The organism is Peptoniphilus sp. Marseille-Q6390, assembly GCF_965119475.1.
Genome location: NZ_CBCPLS010000001.1, coordinates 528619 through 546623 on the forward strand (window position 1 = coordinate 528619; position 18005 = coordinate 546623).

The following is an 18005-nucleotide window of genomic DNA, read 5'->3' on the forward strand; positions in this document are numbered from 1 at the left end:
TAAGAAGGTAGAAAAAACTTATGTAGAAGACATGGACCGTGGGGTCTATGACATTAAAAATAAATTCACATTTAGGTCAAAGACTGAGAAGGGACTTACAGAAGAAATTGTAAGACAAATTTCTGCTGAAAAGGACGAACCAGAATGGATGCTTGAAAGTAGACTTAAGGCTCTTAAGATCTTTAACGAAAAAGAAAATCCAAAATGGGGTCCAGATCTTTCTGAAGTTGACATGGATGAAATCACAACTTATATAAGGCCAGATGCAGATATGTCTGACGACTGGAAAAATGTTCCTGATGAAATTAGGGATACTTTTGACAAGCTTGGAATTCCTGAAGCAGAAAAAGAATCCATGCTTTCTGGTGTTGGAGCTCAATACGACTCTGAAGTTGTTTACCACTCCATCCAAAAATATCTTTCAGACCAAGGTGTAATTTATACAGACTTTGAAACAGGACTTAAAGAATATCCTGAAATTGTAAAAAAATATTTTAGCAAGTGTATCACACCTAATCTTCACAAGTACGCAGCCCTTCACTATGCAGTATGGTCTGGTGGATCCTTTGTATATGTGCCAAAGGGAGTAAACGTAGATATACCTCTACAATCTTACTTTAGACTTAATGCTCCAGGCGCAGGACAATTTGAACACACACTAATTATTATAGAAGAGGGAGCCTACTGTCACTTTATAGAAGGTTGCTCTGCTCCAAAGTACAATGTTATAAACCTACACGCAGGTGCAGTTGAACTTTTTGTTGGAGAAGGCGCAACTCTTAGGTATTCAACAATAGAAAACTGGTCAAGAAATATGTACAACCTCAATACAAAGAGGGCAATAGTAGAAAAAGATGGAAAGATCGAATGGGTTTCAGGATCCTTTGGTTCAAAAGTTTCCATGCTTTACCCAGCGTCAATCCTTGTGGGAGAAAATGCATCTAGTGAATTCACTGGTATCTCCTTTGCAGGTGAAGGACAAAATCTTGACACTGGAGCACAAGTTGTTCACGCAGCACCACACACTACTTCAACTGTAAATACAAAATCAATTTCAAAATCTGGTGGGATTGCAATTTACAGGGGACTTGTTGAAATAAAAGAAAATGCTGTTGGCGCAAAGAACGCAACATCTTGTGAGTCCTTGATGCTTGATAATAAGTCAAGATCAGACACTATTCCTACAATTAAAATTGAAAACAATAATATTGATATTGGACACGAAGCAAAAATCGGAAGGATTAGCGACTCAGTTATCTTCTACCTAATGTCCAGGGGTATCTCTGAACAAGAGGCCAAGGAAATGGTAGTAAGAGGTTTTGCTGAGCCAATAGCTAAGGAACTTCCTATGGAATACGCAGTTGAGATGAATAACTTAATTAATCTTGAACTTGTTGGAGCAATTGGGTAGGTGAAAGATGAATAAATTAATAGGAAATGAAATTGCCTTTAAGACTTTTGACTTCTTAAGGGTAAATGAAGCAGAAATAGAAATTCCCCAAATTAAAGGGAAATCATATAGAGAAGTAGGAGAAGATAATCCAGGAGAAATTTCTGAGTTTGAAAATATTAAGTACGGCATATCAAATGACGTCTTAGATTTAAATAGGAAATACCTAAACTATTACAAGTCCTACACAAGTGAAGAAGGAAAGACAGAAGAAGCCTTCAAGTTGTTTGAACTTGACGATGAATATTCTGAACTCTTTGACCTTAATCACATAGTTGCAGAAAAAGATTCAAAATTAAAAGTTGTCCTTGACTATACATCTTGTGGCAGCAGTGAAAAATTTAGGAATACTGTTATAAAAGTCCTTGCAAAAGAAAACTCTGAAGTCGAAGTTTTTGTAATAGCAAGAGATGATGACAAGTCCCTAGTTCTTGAATCTATTGGAGTTTATACAGAAGACCATGCAAAAGTCAGCGTCCACCAATATGAACTTGGATCAGCTAGACTTTACACAAACTACAAGTGTGAATTAATTGGAGAATACTCGGAAGGTCATGTAAATTCAATTTACTTTGGCCAAAAGGATGAGTACATCAACATGAACTATGACATGATTCACAAGGGCAAGAAGACTGAGTCAGACATCTTAGTTAATGGAGCCCTAAAGGGTAGGTCATCAAAGAACTTTAAGTCAAACCTTCAATTTATAGAAGGTGCTAAGGGTGCAGTGGGTTCTGAAGAAGAGTACTCAATACTACTTGATGATACAGTTCACTCAATCTCAGTTCCCCTAATGCTTGCTCATGAAGATGATGTTGTTGGTAACCACGCATCTAGTTCTGGTAAGCTTGATGGCAATCAAATTTTTTATCTAATGTCTAGGGGCATAAGCTATGAAGAAGCGGAAGCCCTAATAGTTGAGTCCAAGTTCTCTGGAGCTATTGATGCCCTAGGAGATGAAAAGTTAAAGGACGAAGTTTGGGAAGCAGTTAGAGAAATTATAAAGAGAGGAAATTAAATGTTTACTAAAAATGAAATAGAAGAAATTAGAAAAGAGTTTCCCTTTTTAAATTTAAAACCCAATGGAAAGCCAATAGTTTATCTTGACAATGGTGCAACAACACAAAAGCCAAGAGAAATTATTGACAATATAAAAAACTTTTACGAAAGTGAAAATGGAAACCCTCACAGGGGAGCCCACTATCTTGCAATGAAGTCAACTGAAGTTTACGAAGATGCAAGACAAAAGATAGCAGACTTTATTGGAGCAAGGAAGGCATCAGAAGTAGTATTTCTTAGAAATGCAACTGAAGCCTTAAACCTTCTCGCTTACTCTTATGGACTAAATAACTTAAAAGAGGGCGATGAAATTGTAATTTCAATTATGGAACACCACTCCAACCTTGTGCCTTGGCAAGAAGTTTGTAAGAAAACTGGAGCAAAGTTAAAATTTTTATATGTTGACGATGATATGCAAATTCCATTTTCTGAAATCGAAGAAAAAGTTACCAAGAACACAAAGATTCTTTCAATCACAGGAGCATCTAATGTTGTTGGAACAAATCCTGATATAGAAAAAATTGTAAAGTATGCAAGAGAAAATTCTGATGCGAAAATCATTCTTGATGGAGCACAACTAGTTCCTCACAGGAAGGTAAATGTAAGTGAACTTGACGTTGACTTTATGGCCTTCTCTGGTCACAAGATGTACTCTGCCTTGGGAATTGGTGTACTTTATGGTAAAGAAGAACTCTTAAACAAGATGGACGTCTTCCTTACTGGTGGCGACATGATTGAATATGTCTACGAAGACCACACAACTTTCTTAGATGCACCACAAAGGTTTGAAGCAGGAACTGCCAATGTTGAAGGGGCAGTAAACCTTGCAGCAGCCATTGACTTTATAAATAAATACGGTATGGAAAGAATTGACGACTACGAAAGATTTTTAACTGACTACTGTTATAGCAAACTTAAAGAACTAGACTATCTTGAAGTCTATACGACAAGTGACAAGAACAGGGCCCCAGTAATTTCTTTCAATTTTAAAGAAGCTCACCCTCACGATGTTGCATCAATCCTTGACACTTATGGAATTGCCATAAGATCTGGTCATCACTGTGCTCAACCTCTTCACAGGTACTTGGGTTCAAACTTCTCTTGTAGGGCAAGTTTTGCAATCTATAACACAGTGGAAGAAATTGATTATTTTGTTGAACATCTTGAAGATGTAAGGAGGATTTTAGGAATTGAATCTTGATAATATTTACACAGAATTAATCTTGGAACACTCCAGGAACAAACACAACAGGAGAGAGTTAGAAGACTACACAAAAAAAGAACTTGGTCACAATCCAAGTTGTGGAGATGAAATCACTCTTGAAGTTAAGATTAAAGATGACACCATAGAAGATATATCCTACACAGGTCACGGCTGTGCCATCTCTCAAGCTTCAACTTCAATTATGTGTGACAATGTAAAGGGCATAAAAGTTGAAGAAGCTATTGAAAGAGCAGACAAATTTATTGGTATGGTAAAGGGAGAGATTGACGATTCAGATGAGCTGGAAGATCTTGACGATGCCATTGCCTTTGAATCTATTTCAACTTTGCCTGCAAGAGTAAAGTGTGCAGTCCTATCCTGGTACACATTAAAAAACATGTTAGAAAACAATGAAGATAAGGGATCTTTTAATCCATTATAAGAGGTGATTAGATGAAATTATCTACAAAGGGTCGTTACGGCCTAATGGCCATGTACAACTTAAAGGAAAATATGGGCAAGGGTCCCATAGCCTTAAAGGATATAGCAAAAGATGAAAATCTTTCTGAATCATATTTGGAACAACTCTTCACCCTTCTTAGAAAGGCAGATCTTGTCAAATCAATTAGGGGTGCAGGAGGAGGTTATGTCTTAGCAAGAGACCCACAAAACATAGCAATTGGAGAAATTATAAATGCCCTTGAGGGAGATATTTCTCTTTCCTGCTGCGACCTTGGAAAAAATGTTGCTTGTGGCAAGCAAGCTGATTGTGCAACAAGAGATATCTTATCTAAACTTCAAGGCCAAATTGAAGGTGTCATGGAGTCCATGACTCTAGCAGACATGTGAGGCCCCTATGATTTACATGGACAATGCTGCAACTACTAGGATCACAGACAGTGCTTTTGAAGCCATGCTTCCTTATTTAAAAGAAAATTATGGTAATCCATCGGCTATCTATTCACTGGGTCAAAGATCTAGGGCAGCAATAGAAAATTCAAGAATAAAAATTGCAGAGATCTTGGGAGTAAAGGCAAGTGAAATTTACTTTACTTCCTCAGGGTCTGAATCAGATAACTGGGCCCTAAAGGGTTCACTCTTACCCAATCAAGAAAATCACCTTATCTCATCAAGGATTGAACACCCAGCAGTTTTAAATTCACTGAAAAAAATTGAAAGTTGGGGAGGAGAAACTAGTCTTGTTTCAGTTGATGAAGAAGGTTTTGTTGACTTAAGAGAAATTGAAAATTCAATTAAAGATTCCACAAGACTTATTTCAATTATGTTTGCCAACAATGAAATAGGAACTATAGAACCACTTGCTGAAATTTCAAAAATAGCTAGAGAAAAAAATATTTTATTTCACACAGACGCAGTCCAAGCTATAGGAAATATAAAATTTAAAATCAAAGACATTGGAGTAGACATGCTTTCCTTATCAGGTCACAAGCTTGGAGCACCTAAGGGAGTTGGGGTCCTTTACCTTAGAGAAGGAATAGACCTAGATAACTTCCTAGATGGTGGCGAACAGGAAAGAGGAAGGAGGGCATCAACAGAAAATCTTGCATCAATAGTTGGACTTGCAAGAGCAATGGAAGATGCTTACAATAATATTGAGGACTATTCATCTTACACAAGAGATTTGAGAGATTATACAATAGAAAAACTTTTGAATGTAGATGGAATAATTTTAAATGGTCCTAGAGAAAATAGACTTCCTGGAAATATAAATATCACTTTAAAAAATACTAAGCCTCAAACCATGGTGCAGTATCTTGATATGTTTGATATATGTGTTTCTTCTGGATCTGCTTGTGCAGCAGGAAGCATTAACCCATCTCATGTTTTAAGGGCAATAGGAAGAAGTGAAGAAGATTCACTTTCTATGCTTAGACTTTCCCTAAATCACGAAAACACAAAAGAAGAATGTGATTACGTAGTGGAAAAAATAAATCAAGGGATGAAAAAGTTCAAGAACAGGTGATATTATGTTAGAGCAAATATCTGGTAACGCTGCTAGATTTATGATTTATGCCCTTGTCATCCTCTCTATTCTTTTAATATTTTTAGCAATATACTATCTAATAAATATTGGGAACAGGTATATAGAAGGCAAGAAGAGAATAAATATAGACCTAAGCCTTATCACAAAAATATTTTTGGGGATACTTATTTTTTACTTAATAAACATACTCTTTAATAAGTTCCCAATCCTTGGCTACACACTTTCATCGGTTATAATCGCAATAATTTTTGCTTATATAATCAATCCAATAGTAAACTACTTGGAGAGAAAGGGAGTCAAGAGACAGTTTGGTGTAATAATAGTTTACATCTCAGCCATACTTATTTTTGGAATTTTAATAGTTTCTGTAATTCCAAAAACGATTAACGAAGTTTCAAATCTTCTTACAAGTTTACCTGGTATGGTGGATACATTAATAAGAGAATTTAACAATTTCTTGTCAAATGTATTTGCCAAGTTTAACATCGAACTACCAGAAAACTTTATAAACATTTACAAAGAAACAAATCCAAAGGTAAATGGAAATGTAGAGACTCCACAAATAGTTTCTAACATCTTGGACTCTATTAAGGGCACTATTAACGACTTAATAGTAAAAGTTCAGGGGTCACTAATGGGTTCACTTTCAAATGTGATTTCTAAACTTTATGGATTTTTAACTTCAGCCTTTAGGTTAGTCTTAATAATTATTTTTTCTTTCTACTTTTCAGTGGACAAGGAAAGATTTATGTTGAGAGTGAAGAAGGCAATACCAAATAAACATAGAGAAGACATTTCTTACTTGACAAGGAACATTGATATAGCCCTTCAACAATTTATAAGAGGAAGAATGCTTATGGCAATATTTGTGGGCTTACTCACAATGATCTACCTCTTAGTATTAAGAGTGGACTTTGCCATAATAATTGGTCTTATAACTTGTGTTGCAGATATAATTCCTTTTATTGGTCCTTTCCTTGGTTGTGCGCCGGCAGTTTTATTTGCCTTTATGGACTCACCAATGAAGGCCCTTTGGGTTCTAATATTATTTGTAATAGTTCAATGGGTAGAAAATAATATTCTTGCACCAAAACTTATTGGAGACTCAACAGGACTCAACCCACTCGTAATTTTAATTTCAATAATTATTGGTGGTGGAATCTTTGGTGTATGGGGAATGGTTATCTCCGTTCCATTGACGTCAATTATCTTTATACTCGTTGATTTTATCAAAATAAAATACAACGATAGGTATAGCTCTAATTGACATTCATATTCTTTATAATTATAATATTTATAGCACATCCTCCCAGGGTATGGGAGGATTTTTAATAGGAGTTGTTTATGAAATATTTAGGTTTACACGATATAAGAACAGAGTTTTTAAAATTTTTTGAATCAAAAGGACACTTCATACTACCAAGTTTTTCACTAATTCCAAAAAATGATAAATCACTTCTTTTAATAGGAGCTGGAATGGCACCAATGAAGAAATTTTTCACTGGCGAAGAAATTCCTCCTGCAAAAAGAGTTACAACTTGCCAAAAATGTATTAGAACTGGCGACATAGATAACGTAGGTTTAACAGATAGACACGCAACATTTTTTGAAATGCTAGGGAACTTCTCCTTTGGTGATTACTTCAAGCACGAAGTAATTCCATGGGCTTGGGAATTTTTAACAGTTAATCTTGAAATTCCAAAAGAAGATCTTTGGGTCACAGTTTATTATGAAGACGACGAAGCCTATAACATCTGGAAGGATGTAGTGGGAATCGACGAAGAAAAAATAATTAGACTTGGCAAAGAAGATAACTTCTGGGAACTAGAAGTTGGTCCATCTGGTCCATGTTCTGAAATTTATGTTGACAGGGGACTTGAACACGGATCTGAAGATGAAAGACCTGGTGGAGAAGGAGACAGATTTATTGAAGTTTGGAACCTTGTATTCACTCAATTCGACAAGGACGAAGAAGGTAACTACAAACCTCTAGCTCATCCAAATATTGATACAGGTATGGGACTTGAAAGAATTGCAACTGTCCTACAAGGAACTGACAACATTTTTGAAATTGATGCAATAAAAGATATTATCCAAGAAATTGCAAAAGTTTCTGGCAAAAAATATGGCCAAGATAAAAATGCAGATATATCCTTTAGGGTAATTACTGACCACATTAGGGCTATGACTTTCATGATTTCTGATACAATTGTCCCTTCTAATGAAGGAAGAGGCTATGTACTTAGAAGACTTATAAGAAGAGCTGCAAGACATGGAAGAAAACTTGGCATCGAAAGAGCCTTCTTATATGAAATAGCTGACATGGTAATTAACTCTTGGGGCGAACAATACACAGAACTTAAGGAAAACAGAGAATCCATAAAAGAAATCATTAGAAGAGAAGAAGAAAAATTCTTGGAAACTATTGATGGTGGTCTAGTTAGACTTAAGGCCCACATAGATGAAATGAAGGAAAACAATGAAAAGCTATTAGATGGAGAAAAAGCCTTTAAGCTTTATGACACTTATGGTTTCCCAATTGACTTAACAGAAGAAATCCTCAGAGAAGACGGCTATGACGTTGACATGGAAGGTTTCCAAAAAGAAATGGATGACCAAAAGAGAAGAGCCAGAGAAGCTAGAAACGACTCCAATGTTGGCTGGGCTAACCAAGACAACAAGCATCTTTTTGAAGGACTTAGTGATGAGTTCCTAGGCTATGAAAAAGATGAATGTGATGCAAATATTACAAGAATAATTGCTGATGATGAAATTGTTGATTCCCTTGAAGAAGGTCAAGAAGGCCTTGTAGTTCTTGATAAGACAACTTTCTATGGAGAAAGTGGTGGTCAAGTTGGAGACACTGGTGAAATTATTTCAGACAACTTCAAGTTAAGAGTTACTGATACAAAGAAAACTAAGGATGGACTTCACCTTCACCTTGTAAAAGTTGAAGAAGGAAAGCTAGAAAAAGCACCAGTTAAGGCTATTATTGATTCTAAGAGAAGAAACAATATAAGAAGAAACCACTCTGTAACTCACTTACTTCACAGAGCTCTTAAAGATGTTTTAGGTAGCCATGTAAACCAAGCAGGTTCCTTAGTTATGGCTGATAGGATGAGATTTGACTTCTCTCACTTCGATGCAATGACAAAAGAAGAAATTGCCGAAGTAGAAAGAAGAGTTAATGAAAAAATCTTTGAAGGACTTCCGGTTGAAACGAAAGTAACAGGACTTGAAGAAGCCAAGGAAATGGGCGCTATTGGACTTTTCGAAGGCAAATACCAAGACCAAGTTAGGGTCTTATCTATGGGAGATTACTCTCGTGAACTTTGTGGTGGTACTCACGTATCCAACACTTCAGAGATTTCCATGTTTAAAATCCTATCTGAAAGTGGTATAAGTAATGGGGTTAGAAGAATTGAATCCATTACTGGACCAGCTGTTTATGAATATTTAAACAACTTAAGTGCAAAAGAAGAAGAAATAGCTAGTGAATTAAAATCCAATAAGGATGAAATAATTCAAAAGATAAAATTAAATATTAAAAATCTTAAAGAAGCAAATAAAAATCTTGAAAAACTTGAACATGATCTTGCTAAGGATCAAATTTCTGATATAACAGGTGATGTTAGAGAAAAGAATGGAATCAAGTATGTAATCAAAAAGTTCGATGGAGTAGATGTTAATACTCTTCGTGACCTAGCTGACGAAGTTAGAAATAAGCTTGGATCAGTTGTTGTTTTATTTGCTGCAGTAAATGATGATAAACTAAACTTTGTATGTGCAGTTTCCAAGGATCTTGTAGAGAAAAAGATTGCTGCAGGTAAACTAATCAAAGAAATCGCCAAAGTAGCTGGCGGTGGAGGAGGCGGTAGACCTGATATGGCAACTGCTGGTGCAAAGGACTTAAACAAGGTGGAAGAAGCTCTAAATAAGCTAGATGAGCTCTTATAATAATGTCAAAATAGATACTTTTATGGTATAATCTATTTGGAGGTAATTATGGGTCAAAATAACAATACACAAATTTTTGAAAAAAGCATTTTGGAACAAGAAAGAATTAAGAGTATTTTAAGAACAGTTTATAATGCTCTAGAAGAAAAGGGATACAACCCAACTGACCAAATTATAGGATATATATTATCAGGTGATCCCACATATATCACAAGCCATGATAATGCAAGATCCATGATACAAGAAGTAGAGCGTGACGAGCTTTTACAAGAAATGTTAAAAGTTTATTTAGAAAAAATTTGAGATGGCTTGACCATCTCTTTTACATATTATATATGTACCTGTAAAGGTTGTGGTTAAATGAATAAAATTTTAGGCCTTGACGTAGGAGATGTGTGGATTGGGGTTGCCATAAGTGATGCCCTAATGCTTACTGCACAACCTCTTATGACAATAAAAAGAGAATCTAATAAGATAGCCTATGAGAAAATTCATGAAATTATAAAAGAGAACAATGTAGAAAAAGTAGTGGTAGGTCTTCCAAAGAACATGAACAATACTATTGGGCCACAAAGTGAAAAAGTAATCAAGTTTGCAGAAAAATTAAAAAACAAATTTAAAGTAGAAATTGAGTATGTTGACGAGAGAATGACCACTTTAATGGCTGAACAAGTTTTAATAGAAGGTTCTGTTCGAAGAGAAAATAGGAAAAAATATATAGATAAAATTGCTGCGACTTATATCCTGCAATCCTATCTGGATAGAATAAATTTATAGGTGATAAGATGGAAAAAATAAAACTATATGACGAAAATGATAAAGAAGTTGAATTTTTTGTTGATGCAAAATTTTCTGTTGAGGACATTGATTATGTCGCACTCTATACTGACGAGGAAAATCCAGAAGTATATATTTTAAAAATAATTGAGGACGAAAATGGTGACGAGCTTCTTGCTGGCATCGATGATGACGAGTTAGAAGTTGCAAGCAAAGCTTATGAAGAACTATTAGATGAATTAGACGGTGAATAAATGAAAAGAAACGTTGAACCTGTTAAAAAAATCTTAAAAGAGAGTGGATATAAATACACTAAACAGAGGGCAAAAGTCTATGAAATTTTTCTGGACAACAAGGACAAACACTTGACGACAGAAGAAGTTTATAACTTAGTTGCAAAAAAAGACCCAGAAATGGGAATTGCAACTATTTACAGGACTGTGCAATTATTCCACAAGCTTGGAGTCTTAGATCAAATTGCTTTTGATGATAATATTTTGAGATATGAACTGAGAGTACCAAGTGAAGGACATAGGCACCACCATCTCGTTTGCATGAATTGCGGAAAAGTAGAAGAAGTTGACATTGACAACTTAAATGAACTAGAAGCTAAAATAGAGAAAGAGAAGAATTTTAAAATTGTTGACCACACTCTAAAATTTATGGGTTATTGCGAAGACTGCCAACACAAAATTGAGGAGAAGGCAAATTAATGAAAAACACAAATAAGGTGAAGATAATTCCCCTGGGAGGACTTCACGAAATCGGAAAGAATCTTACACTAGTTGAATATAGAGATGACATCATCATCATAGACTGTGGTATGACTTTCCCAGAAGACGAAATGCTTGGTATTGATGTAGTAATACCAGATGTAACTTATCTAGAAAACAACAAACACAGGATAAGGGGACTTGTCCTAACTCATGGTCACGAAGACCATATTGGAGCTATTCCATATGTGCTAAGAAAATTAGACCTAGACATTTATGGAACAGGACTGACAATTGGATTATTAGAAAACAAATTAAAGGAACACAGACTTTCTAGAGACAAACTTCATGTAGTAAGCGCTGGTGATGTTGTTAAACTTGGAAAAATGGAAGTTGAATGGATAAATGTAAACCACTCTATTCCTGATGCTTGTGCCCTTGCAATTAAGACACCACTTGGATATGTTTACCACTCTGGTGACTTCAAGGTTGACTTTACTCCAATTAGTGGAGAGCCAATTAACTTAACTAGAATTGCAGAAATTGGTCAAAAGGGCGTACTTGCCATGATTGGTGAATCTACAAATGTCCTAAGAGAAGGCTACACAATGAGTGAGTCCAAGGTTGGAGAAACTTTTAATAGGCTTTTCCAAAGTTTGTCAGACAACAGAATTATTATTGCAACTTTTGCATCCAATGTTCACAGGGTTCAACAAATTATTAACTCTGCAGAAAAGTATGGAAGGAAGGTTGTTTTATCTGGTAGGTCCATGGTAAATGTAACAGAAACAGCGAGAAAGCTTGGACAATTTAGGGTTAAAAAGGATACTTTTATCGACATCAAGGATATGGATAAGTATGACGACAGTGAGCTTGTATTAATTACAACAGGTTCACAAGGAGAGCCAATGTCAGCTCTTACAAGAATTGCCTATGGAGAACATAGAAAAATTCAGCTTACACCAAATGATGCAATTATTCTTTCAGCAACTCCAATACCAGGAAATGAAAATGCTGTTACCAAGGTAATAAATAGACTTCTTGAAAGAGGAGCCAAGGTAATTTACGAAACCTTATCAGAAATTCACGTTTCTGGTCACGCATGTCAAGAAGAGTTAAAACTTATCTTAAGCCTAGTAAAACCAAAATACTTTATACCTGCTCACGGTGAAGTAAGACACCTTATGAAGCACGCTAAGATTGCGCAACAAATGGGCATGGATGAAGAAAATATTTTTATAATGGAAAATGGAAACTGTCTTGAAATTTCACAAAAGTCTGCAAAGCTTGTTGGAGATGTTCCATCTGGCAACATCCTTGTTGACGGACTTGGAGTTGGTGACGTTGGTAACATCGTCCTAAGAGACAGAAGACACTTGTCAGAAGACGGACTAATAATTGTTGTTATCTCCTTGACAAAAGAAGGTAAGGTTGTTTCAGGTCCAGACATTATTTCAAGAGGTTTTGTATATGTAAGAGAGTCAGAAGACCTTATTGAAGATGCAAAGAATGTTGTTAGAAAAATTCTTAACGACGATTCACGTGACAACTTAAGGGATTGGAATGGACTTAAGTCTGATATAAGAGATAACTTGAGATCATATATTTTCAAAAACACAAAGAGAAATCCTATGATTTTACCAATTATTATGGAGGTTTAGGATATTTAGGGAATCTACGAGGTTCCCTTTTTTAGAGGAATTATGCCAAATATAAATTACGATTATATAGAAGATTATTTAAGAGATTTAAAAGATTTAAAAGATGAAAAACTTCGCGAGATGATGGATTACGCAGAAGAAAATCACGTTCCAATAGTGGAGAGGGAAAGTGAAGAGTTTATCAACTTCCTTCTTGCAATGCATAAGCCCAAGAAAATCCTTGAGCTTGGAACTGCCATAGGCTATTCTTCTATTTCCTTTGCCAAGAGGAATAAGTGCATAGAAAAAATTGACAGCGTAGAGTTAAAAGAAGAAATGGTAGAAATTGCGAGAAGAAATATTCTTGAAGTGGGCCTAGAAGATAGGATAAAGGTTCATCACAGTGACGCCTATGATTTTCTTTTAGACTTGGATGAAAAATACGACTTTATATTTATAGATGCAGCCAAGGGACAATATGAAAAATATTTTGATGAGGCCCTTAAGAATTTAAATGAGGGAGGGATAATCCTCTGCGACAATGTTCTATTCAAGGGAATGATAGCAGAAGACTCCCTAGTTAAGAGAAGAAAGATAACAATTGTAAAAAGACTTAGGAAGTTTTTAAAAGATATTTCCGGTGATGAGAGATTTGACTCATCAGTTATACCAATTGGGGACGGAATACTTTTAGTAAGGAGAAAAGATGAAGAAGATTGAACTTTTAGCACCAGCAGGTGATATAAATAAATTAAAAACTGCAGTGGAATATGGTGCTGATGCAGTGTATCTTGGAGGAGAAAGTTTTGGACTTAGAAAAGCTTCCAAAAACTTCTCCATGGAAGATATTAAGTGGGCAACGGATTATTTACACGAGAGGGGAAAGAAAATCCACGTAACTCTTAACATAATTCCCCACAACCATGACATGGAAGGTGTAGAGGACTACATCAAAGAACTATATGAAATTGGAGTTGACGCCCTTATAGTTGCTGATCCAGGTATGTTTATGAAGGTTAAGGAAGTTGCACCAGACTTTCCAATCCATATTTCAACTCAAGGGTCAGTAACCAATGTGGAAACTGTAAAATTCTGGCAAAAGCTAGGAGCAGAAAGAGTTGTAATGGCAAGAGAGCTAAGCCTAAAAGAAGTAGCTGATATTATTAAAGAAGTTGGTGACTCTATAGAAGTTGAAACTTTTGCCCACGGTGCCATGTGTATGTCCTACTCAGGAAGATGCCTTCTATCAAATTACATGACAGGAAGAGATGCCAACATGGGTGACTGTGCTCAACCTTGCAGGTATAAGTACCACCTAGTTGAAGAGAAGAGACCTGGAGAATACTTCCCAATAGAAGAACACGACGAGGGAACTTTTATAATGAACTCCAAGGACCTTTGCATGATTGAACACATTGACGAAATGATTGAAGCTGGTATTGCCAGCCTAAAGATTGAAGGACGTGTGAAAAGTGAATACTATCTTGCAACAGTAATTAGGTCTTACAGGATGGCAATTGATGCTTACTATAAAGATCCAGAAAATTACAAGTACGACCCATCACTATTAGAAGAAATTAAAAAGGTAAGTCACAGAGATTTCACAACAGGTTTCTTCTTTGGACAAGCTAATGAAAATTCACAAGTATATAAGGACAACTCCTACATCAGGGGTTACGACTTTGTGGGAATTGTATTAGACTATGATGAGGACACAAAGATTGCGACAATCGAACAAAGAAATAGGGTCTTTGTTGGTGAAGAAATTGAAATCTTTGGACCTGGCGTAAAACATTTTGACTACAAGATAGAAAAGATGTTAGATGATAAGGATAGAGAAATCGACGTTGCAAATAAGGCAAAGCAAATTTTTAAAATTAAAATCGACCAACCTATTAAAAAAGGATTTATTTTGAGGAGAGAAAATGAAGAATAAGGCCTGTATTATTGGAATATGCGGTGGAAGTGGTAGCGGCAAGAGTACTGTTACCAAAAAACTAATTGATTTAATTGGAAGGGACAAGGTCTCTGTTATTGAGCAGGACTCCTATTACAAGGACCAATCAAACTTAGTCTTTGAAGAAAGAGTTAAGACTAACTATGACCATCCCCTTGCCTTTGACAATGACCTCTTGTTTGAACACTTAGAAATGTTAAAGGATGGCAAGTCTATTGAGAAACCAATTTATGACTTTGCCCTTCACAACAGAAAAAAAGAAAAGGAAATTGTTGAAGCAAAACCAATTATTATTCTTGAGGGAATTTTAATCTTTAATGAAGTCAACCTAATCGACATCATGGACATAAAAGTTTTTGTTGATACTGATGCCGATGTGAGAATCATTAGAAGAATAAAGAGAGACATGCTTGAGAGAGGAAGGTCACTTGACTCAGTTATTGATCAGTACCTTTCAACAGTTAGACCATCACATCTCCAATTTGTTGAGCCATCAAAAAGGTATGCAGACCTAATTATCCCAGAGGGTGGCGAAAACGAGGTGGCCATAGATATTTTGTACCAAAAAATTAAATCTTTGGTATAAAAGTGTTTGACAAGGGGTAACCTATGTGTTATCATTGTCTTTGTTATTAAAGAAGAAGTCCGCTTCTCACCTAATGGCTCAGTCATTTAGGTTATTTGAAAATTACGATGAATTTGCGGGCATCTTTTTAGGTGCCCGCTTTTTTAATTTACGGAGGTGCTTAGAAATTAAAGAACTTCAAATCAATGAAGAGATAAGAGAAAAGGAAGTCAGATTAGTAGATGATGAGGGCAATCAACTTGGTGTTGTGTCCAGAAATCAAGCCATCGACTTGGCTACAACTAAAAAACTTGACCTAGTGAACGTTGCGCCAAACGCAAAACCACCAGTATGTCGTATAATGGACTATGGTAAATACAGATACGAGCAAGAGAAAAAAGAAAAAGAAGCTAGAAAAAAGCAAAAAGTTATCAATGTTAAGGAACTAAGATTTAGTCCAAACATTGAAGACCATGACTTGAATACTAAGGCCAATAGAGCTATTGATTTCTTAAAAAACGGTGATAGAGTTAAGGTTTCAGTTAGATTTAGAGGTAGAGAGATGGGTCATACTGATCTTGGTAGAGAAGTTCTCGACAAGTTTTATGATTTAATTTCTGAGTATGGAGTTGTGGACAAAAAACCCAAAATGGAAGGAAGAAGTTTAGTTATGTTCCTTTCAGAAAGAAAAGACAGCGACAAGTCTGATAATTAAGGAGGATTTTTATGGCAAAGATGAAAACTCACAGAGCTTCCGCGAAGAGGTTTAAGAGAACAGGTTCTGGAAAGCTTAAGAGATTTTACGCTTTTAAAGGACATTTAACAGGTAAGAAAACTGCTAAGAGACTAAGAAAACTTAGAAAGAGCAGTACGGTTTCTAAAGGTGATCAAAGAAGAATTGATCACATGATCCCTTAATAGGAGGTAAAAATGGCTAGAGTAAAAAGAGGCGTTAACGCTAAAAAAAGACATAAGAATATACTAAAGCAATCCAAGGGATATTTTGGTGCTAAATCAAAATTATTTAGAACTGCTAACCAAGCTGTTATGAAATCTCTTAACTATGCTTACATTGGTAGAAAACAAAGAAAAAGAGATTTTAGAAAACTTTGGATTACAAGAATTAATGCAGCTGCAAGAATTAATGGCATGAGCTATTCAAAATTCATTAGCGGTCTTAAGAAAGCAAACATCACTATTAATAGAAAGATGCTTTCTGAAATGGCAATTAATGATCCAGCTGGCTTTGCAAAACTAGTTGAAATTGCAAAAGAACAATAAATTATTGCTCCCTTTTGGGAGCATTTTTTGTATAATGAGTTTGAAAAAATATATTTAACGAGGAAACTATGATTAGAAAAATAAAAAATAATCCACCTCTTATGGTCTGCCTTTCATTTTTTGGATTGATTCTCTTTGGGGCGATTTTATTAAACCTTCCTCTTGCATCAGCAGATGGAGTATCAATTGGATTTTTAAATGCCCTATTCACATCGACGTCTGCTTCTTGTGTAACAGGACTCATTGTTGCCAACACTGCGACTCAGTGGACAGTTTTTGGAAAACTTGTAATCATAACTTTAATACAAATAGGTGGCTTGGGAACAATGGTCTTCTTGTCCCTAATAGCTCTTGTCTTAAATAAAAAAATTGGAATCACTCAGAGAAGAATTATAAAGGAACAAACTAATGCTGATACAAGCAAGGGGATCATTAGACTTGTTATCTACATTATTAAGTTTTCTTTAAGTGTGGAACTTATTGGGGCAGTCTTACTTGCAACAAGATTCATTCCAGACTTTGGTTTGGAAAGGGGAATTTTATTTTCTCTCTTCCATGCAGTGTCAGCCTTTTGTAACGCAGGTTTTGATATTATAGGCAACTCCCTTGTAGACTATGTAGACAACATAACTGTTAATCTTGTCATAGCCTTTCTAATAATTTTTGGTGGTCTTGGCTTTACAGTTTATCTTGATATATACAAGAAGAGGAAGTTTAGGAACTTGACCCTCCACTCCAAGGTTGTTATATCAATTACAAGCATCCTAATTCTAGTGGGAAGTCTTGCCTTCTTTATCTTAGAGCACAAGGGTGGTTCTATGGAAGGCTTGAGCTTAAAGGGAAAAATTTTGGCCTCCTTCTTCATGTCAGCTACATCTAGAACTGCAGGATTTAACACTATCGACATTGGCAAGATGCAAGAGGGTTCTGTTATTGTAACTATAATACTTATGTTTATTGGTGCATCGCCAGCTTCCACTGGTGGCGGTATTAAGACAACAACTTTTGGGGTCTTGTTATTCTCAACCCTATCTGTTTTAAGGGGAAATGATGAAACAGAAATTTTTCACAAGACAATTTCTCGTGAAGCCCTCTTAAAGAGCCTTTGTATATTTACATTGGGATCTTTCTTGGTAATTTTTTCATCACTTTGGATAACAATTATTGAAAATGGAAAATTCTTATACCTTGATATCCTTTATGAAATTGTATCGGCCCTTGGCACAGTGGGAGTTACTAGGGGAATCACTCCAAACTTAAGTCCTCTTTCAAAGCTAATCTTAATAGTTTTGATGTATATAGGTAGAGTTGGAGCAGCCACTCTTGGCATAAGTATTTTAAATAGAAAAAATAAGAAGCACACAAGATATTCTTATGGAAAAATTATAGTGGGGTAA

Annotated in this window: 20 protein-coding genes; all 20 read left to right on the forward strand. The window is 35.6% G+C overall.

Features of this window, described 5'->3' with window-relative positions; genetic code table 11:
- The first annotated feature begins 31 nt into the window (after nucleotides 1-31).
- The 20 genes from sufB (at nucleotide 32) to ACWPVO_RS02675 (ending at nucleotide 18005) form a co-directional block, all read left to right on the forward strand.
- Nucleotides 32-1411, forward strand: coding sequence for a Fe-S cluster assembly protein SufB (gene sufB / locus ACWPVO_RS02580; RefSeq protein WP_250342633.1), 1380 nt, complete (start codon nucleotides 32-34; stop codon nucleotides 1409-1411).
- 7 nt (nucleotides 1412-1418) lie between these two features.
- A complete protein-coding gene (locus ACWPVO_RS02585) occupies nucleotides 1419-2468 on the forward strand; it encodes a SufB/SufD family protein (RefSeq protein ID WP_454206336.1) in 1050 nt (349 codons plus the stop codon).
- Nucleotides 2469-3710 (forward strand): cysteine desulfurase, encoded by a 1242-nt coding sequence (locus ACWPVO_RS02590; RefSeq protein WP_413013248.1) that lies wholly within the window; start codon nucleotides 2469-2471, stop codon nucleotides 3708-3710. It abuts the gene before it with no gap.
- Nucleotides 3700-4155: a Fe-S cluster assembly sulfur transfer protein SufU gene (gene sufU, locus ACWPVO_RS02595; RefSeq protein WP_148465365.1), complete on the forward strand. Its 456-nt coding sequence runs from the start codon at nucleotides 3700-3702 to the stop codon at nucleotides 4153-4155. Before ACWPVO_RS02590 ends, sufU begins: the two co-directional genes overlap by 11 nt.
- A gap of 11 nt (nucleotides 4156-4166) precedes the next feature.
- Nucleotides 4167-4562, forward strand: coding sequence for an RrF2 family transcriptional regulator (locus ACWPVO_RS02600; RefSeq protein WP_148465366.1), 396 nt, complete (start codon nucleotides 4167-4169; stop codon nucleotides 4560-4562).
- A 7-nt stretch (nucleotides 4563-4569) separates the two neighbouring features.
- Nucleotides 4570-5697, forward strand: a complete 1128-nt coding sequence (locus ACWPVO_RS02605) for a cysteine desulfurase family protein (RefSeq protein ID WP_454206339.1) — start codon at nucleotides 4570-4572, stop codon at nucleotides 5695-5697.
- Between the two features lie 4 nt (nucleotides 5698-5701).
- On the forward strand, nucleotides 5702-6985 hold the full coding sequence (locus ACWPVO_RS02610; RefSeq protein ID WP_282925391.1) for an AI-2E family transporter: 1284 nt from the start codon (nucleotides 5702-5704) through the stop codon (nucleotides 6983-6985).
- A 77-nt stretch (nucleotides 6986-7062) separates the two neighbouring features.
- Nucleotides 7063-9675 (forward strand): alanine--tRNA ligase, encoded by a 2613-nt coding sequence (alaS, locus tag ACWPVO_RS02615; protein WP_454206342.1) that lies wholly within the window; start codon nucleotides 7063-7065, stop codon nucleotides 9673-9675.
- Between the two features lie 48 nt (nucleotides 9676-9723).
- Nucleotides 9724-9978: an IreB family regulatory phosphoprotein gene (locus ACWPVO_RS02620; RefSeq protein ID WP_005956238.1), complete on the forward strand. Its 255-nt coding sequence runs from the start codon at nucleotides 9724-9726 to the stop codon at nucleotides 9976-9978.
- Between the two features lie 57 nt (nucleotides 9979-10035).
- Nucleotides 10036-10452, forward strand: coding sequence for a Holliday junction resolvase RuvX (ruvX, locus tag ACWPVO_RS02625; protein WP_005956077.1), 417 nt, complete (start codon nucleotides 10036-10038; stop codon nucleotides 10450-10452).
- Nucleotides 10453-10460: 8 nt separating this feature from the next.
- The gene (locus ACWPVO_RS02630) at nucleotides 10461-10706 is read left to right on the forward strand and encodes a DUF1292 domain-containing protein (RefSeq protein WP_005956313.1); all 246 of its coding nucleotides are present in this window, start codon (nucleotides 10461-10463) and stop codon (nucleotides 10704-10706) included.
- Nucleotides 10707-11165 (forward strand): Fur family transcriptional regulator, encoded by a 459-nt coding sequence (locus tag ACWPVO_RS02635; RefSeq protein ID WP_005956136.1) that lies wholly within the window; start codon nucleotides 10707-10709, stop codon nucleotides 11163-11165. It begins immediately after the preceding gene.
- Nucleotides 11165-12826, forward strand: a complete 1662-nt coding sequence (locus ACWPVO_RS02640) for a ribonuclease J (RefSeq protein WP_005956166.1) — start codon at nucleotides 11165-11167, stop codon at nucleotides 12824-12826. The genes ACWPVO_RS02635 and ACWPVO_RS02640 overlap by 1 nt, the downstream gene beginning before the upstream one ends.
- Before the next feature lie 42 nt (nucleotides 12827-12868).
- Entirely contained in the window at nucleotides 12869-13525 is a 657-nt protein-coding gene (locus ACWPVO_RS02645) for an O-methyltransferase (protein WP_454206346.1), read from the forward strand.
- Nucleotides 13512-14741 (forward strand): peptidase U32 family protein, encoded by a 1230-nt coding sequence (locus ACWPVO_RS02650; protein WP_454206348.1) that lies wholly within the window; start codon nucleotides 13512-13514, stop codon nucleotides 14739-14741. The genes ACWPVO_RS02645 and ACWPVO_RS02650 overlap by 14 nt, the downstream gene beginning before the upstream one ends.
- On the forward strand, nucleotides 14731-15348 hold the full coding sequence (gene udk / locus ACWPVO_RS02655; protein WP_060799404.1) for a uridine kinase: 618 nt from the start codon (nucleotides 14731-14733) through the stop codon (nucleotides 15346-15348). The genes ACWPVO_RS02650 and udk overlap by 11 nt, the downstream gene beginning before the upstream one ends.
- Before the next feature lie 73 nt (nucleotides 15349-15421).
- Nucleotides 15422-16042 carry a translation initiation factor IF-3 gene (infC, locus tag ACWPVO_RS02660; protein WP_231723709.1) on the forward strand — a complete coding sequence of 207 codons (621 nt, stop codon included), beginning with the start codon at nucleotides 15422-15424 and terminating at the stop codon, nucleotides 16040-16042.
- A gap of 11 nt (nucleotides 16043-16053) precedes the next feature.
- Nucleotides 16054-16245, forward strand: coding sequence for a 50S ribosomal protein L35 (gene rpmI, locus ACWPVO_RS02665; protein WP_005956626.1), 192 nt, complete (start codon nucleotides 16054-16056; stop codon nucleotides 16243-16245).
- Nucleotides 16246-16257: 12 nt separating this feature from the next.
- The gene (gene rplT / locus ACWPVO_RS02670; protein ID WP_005956682.1) at nucleotides 16258-16608 is read left to right on the forward strand and encodes a 50S ribosomal protein L20; all 351 of its coding nucleotides are present in this window, start codon (nucleotides 16258-16260) and stop codon (nucleotides 16606-16608) included.
- A 68-nt stretch (nucleotides 16609-16676) separates the two neighbouring features.
- Nucleotides 16677-18005, forward strand: a complete 1329-nt coding sequence (locus ACWPVO_RS02675) for a TrkH family potassium uptake protein (protein WP_454206351.1) — start codon at nucleotides 16677-16679, stop codon at nucleotides 18003-18005.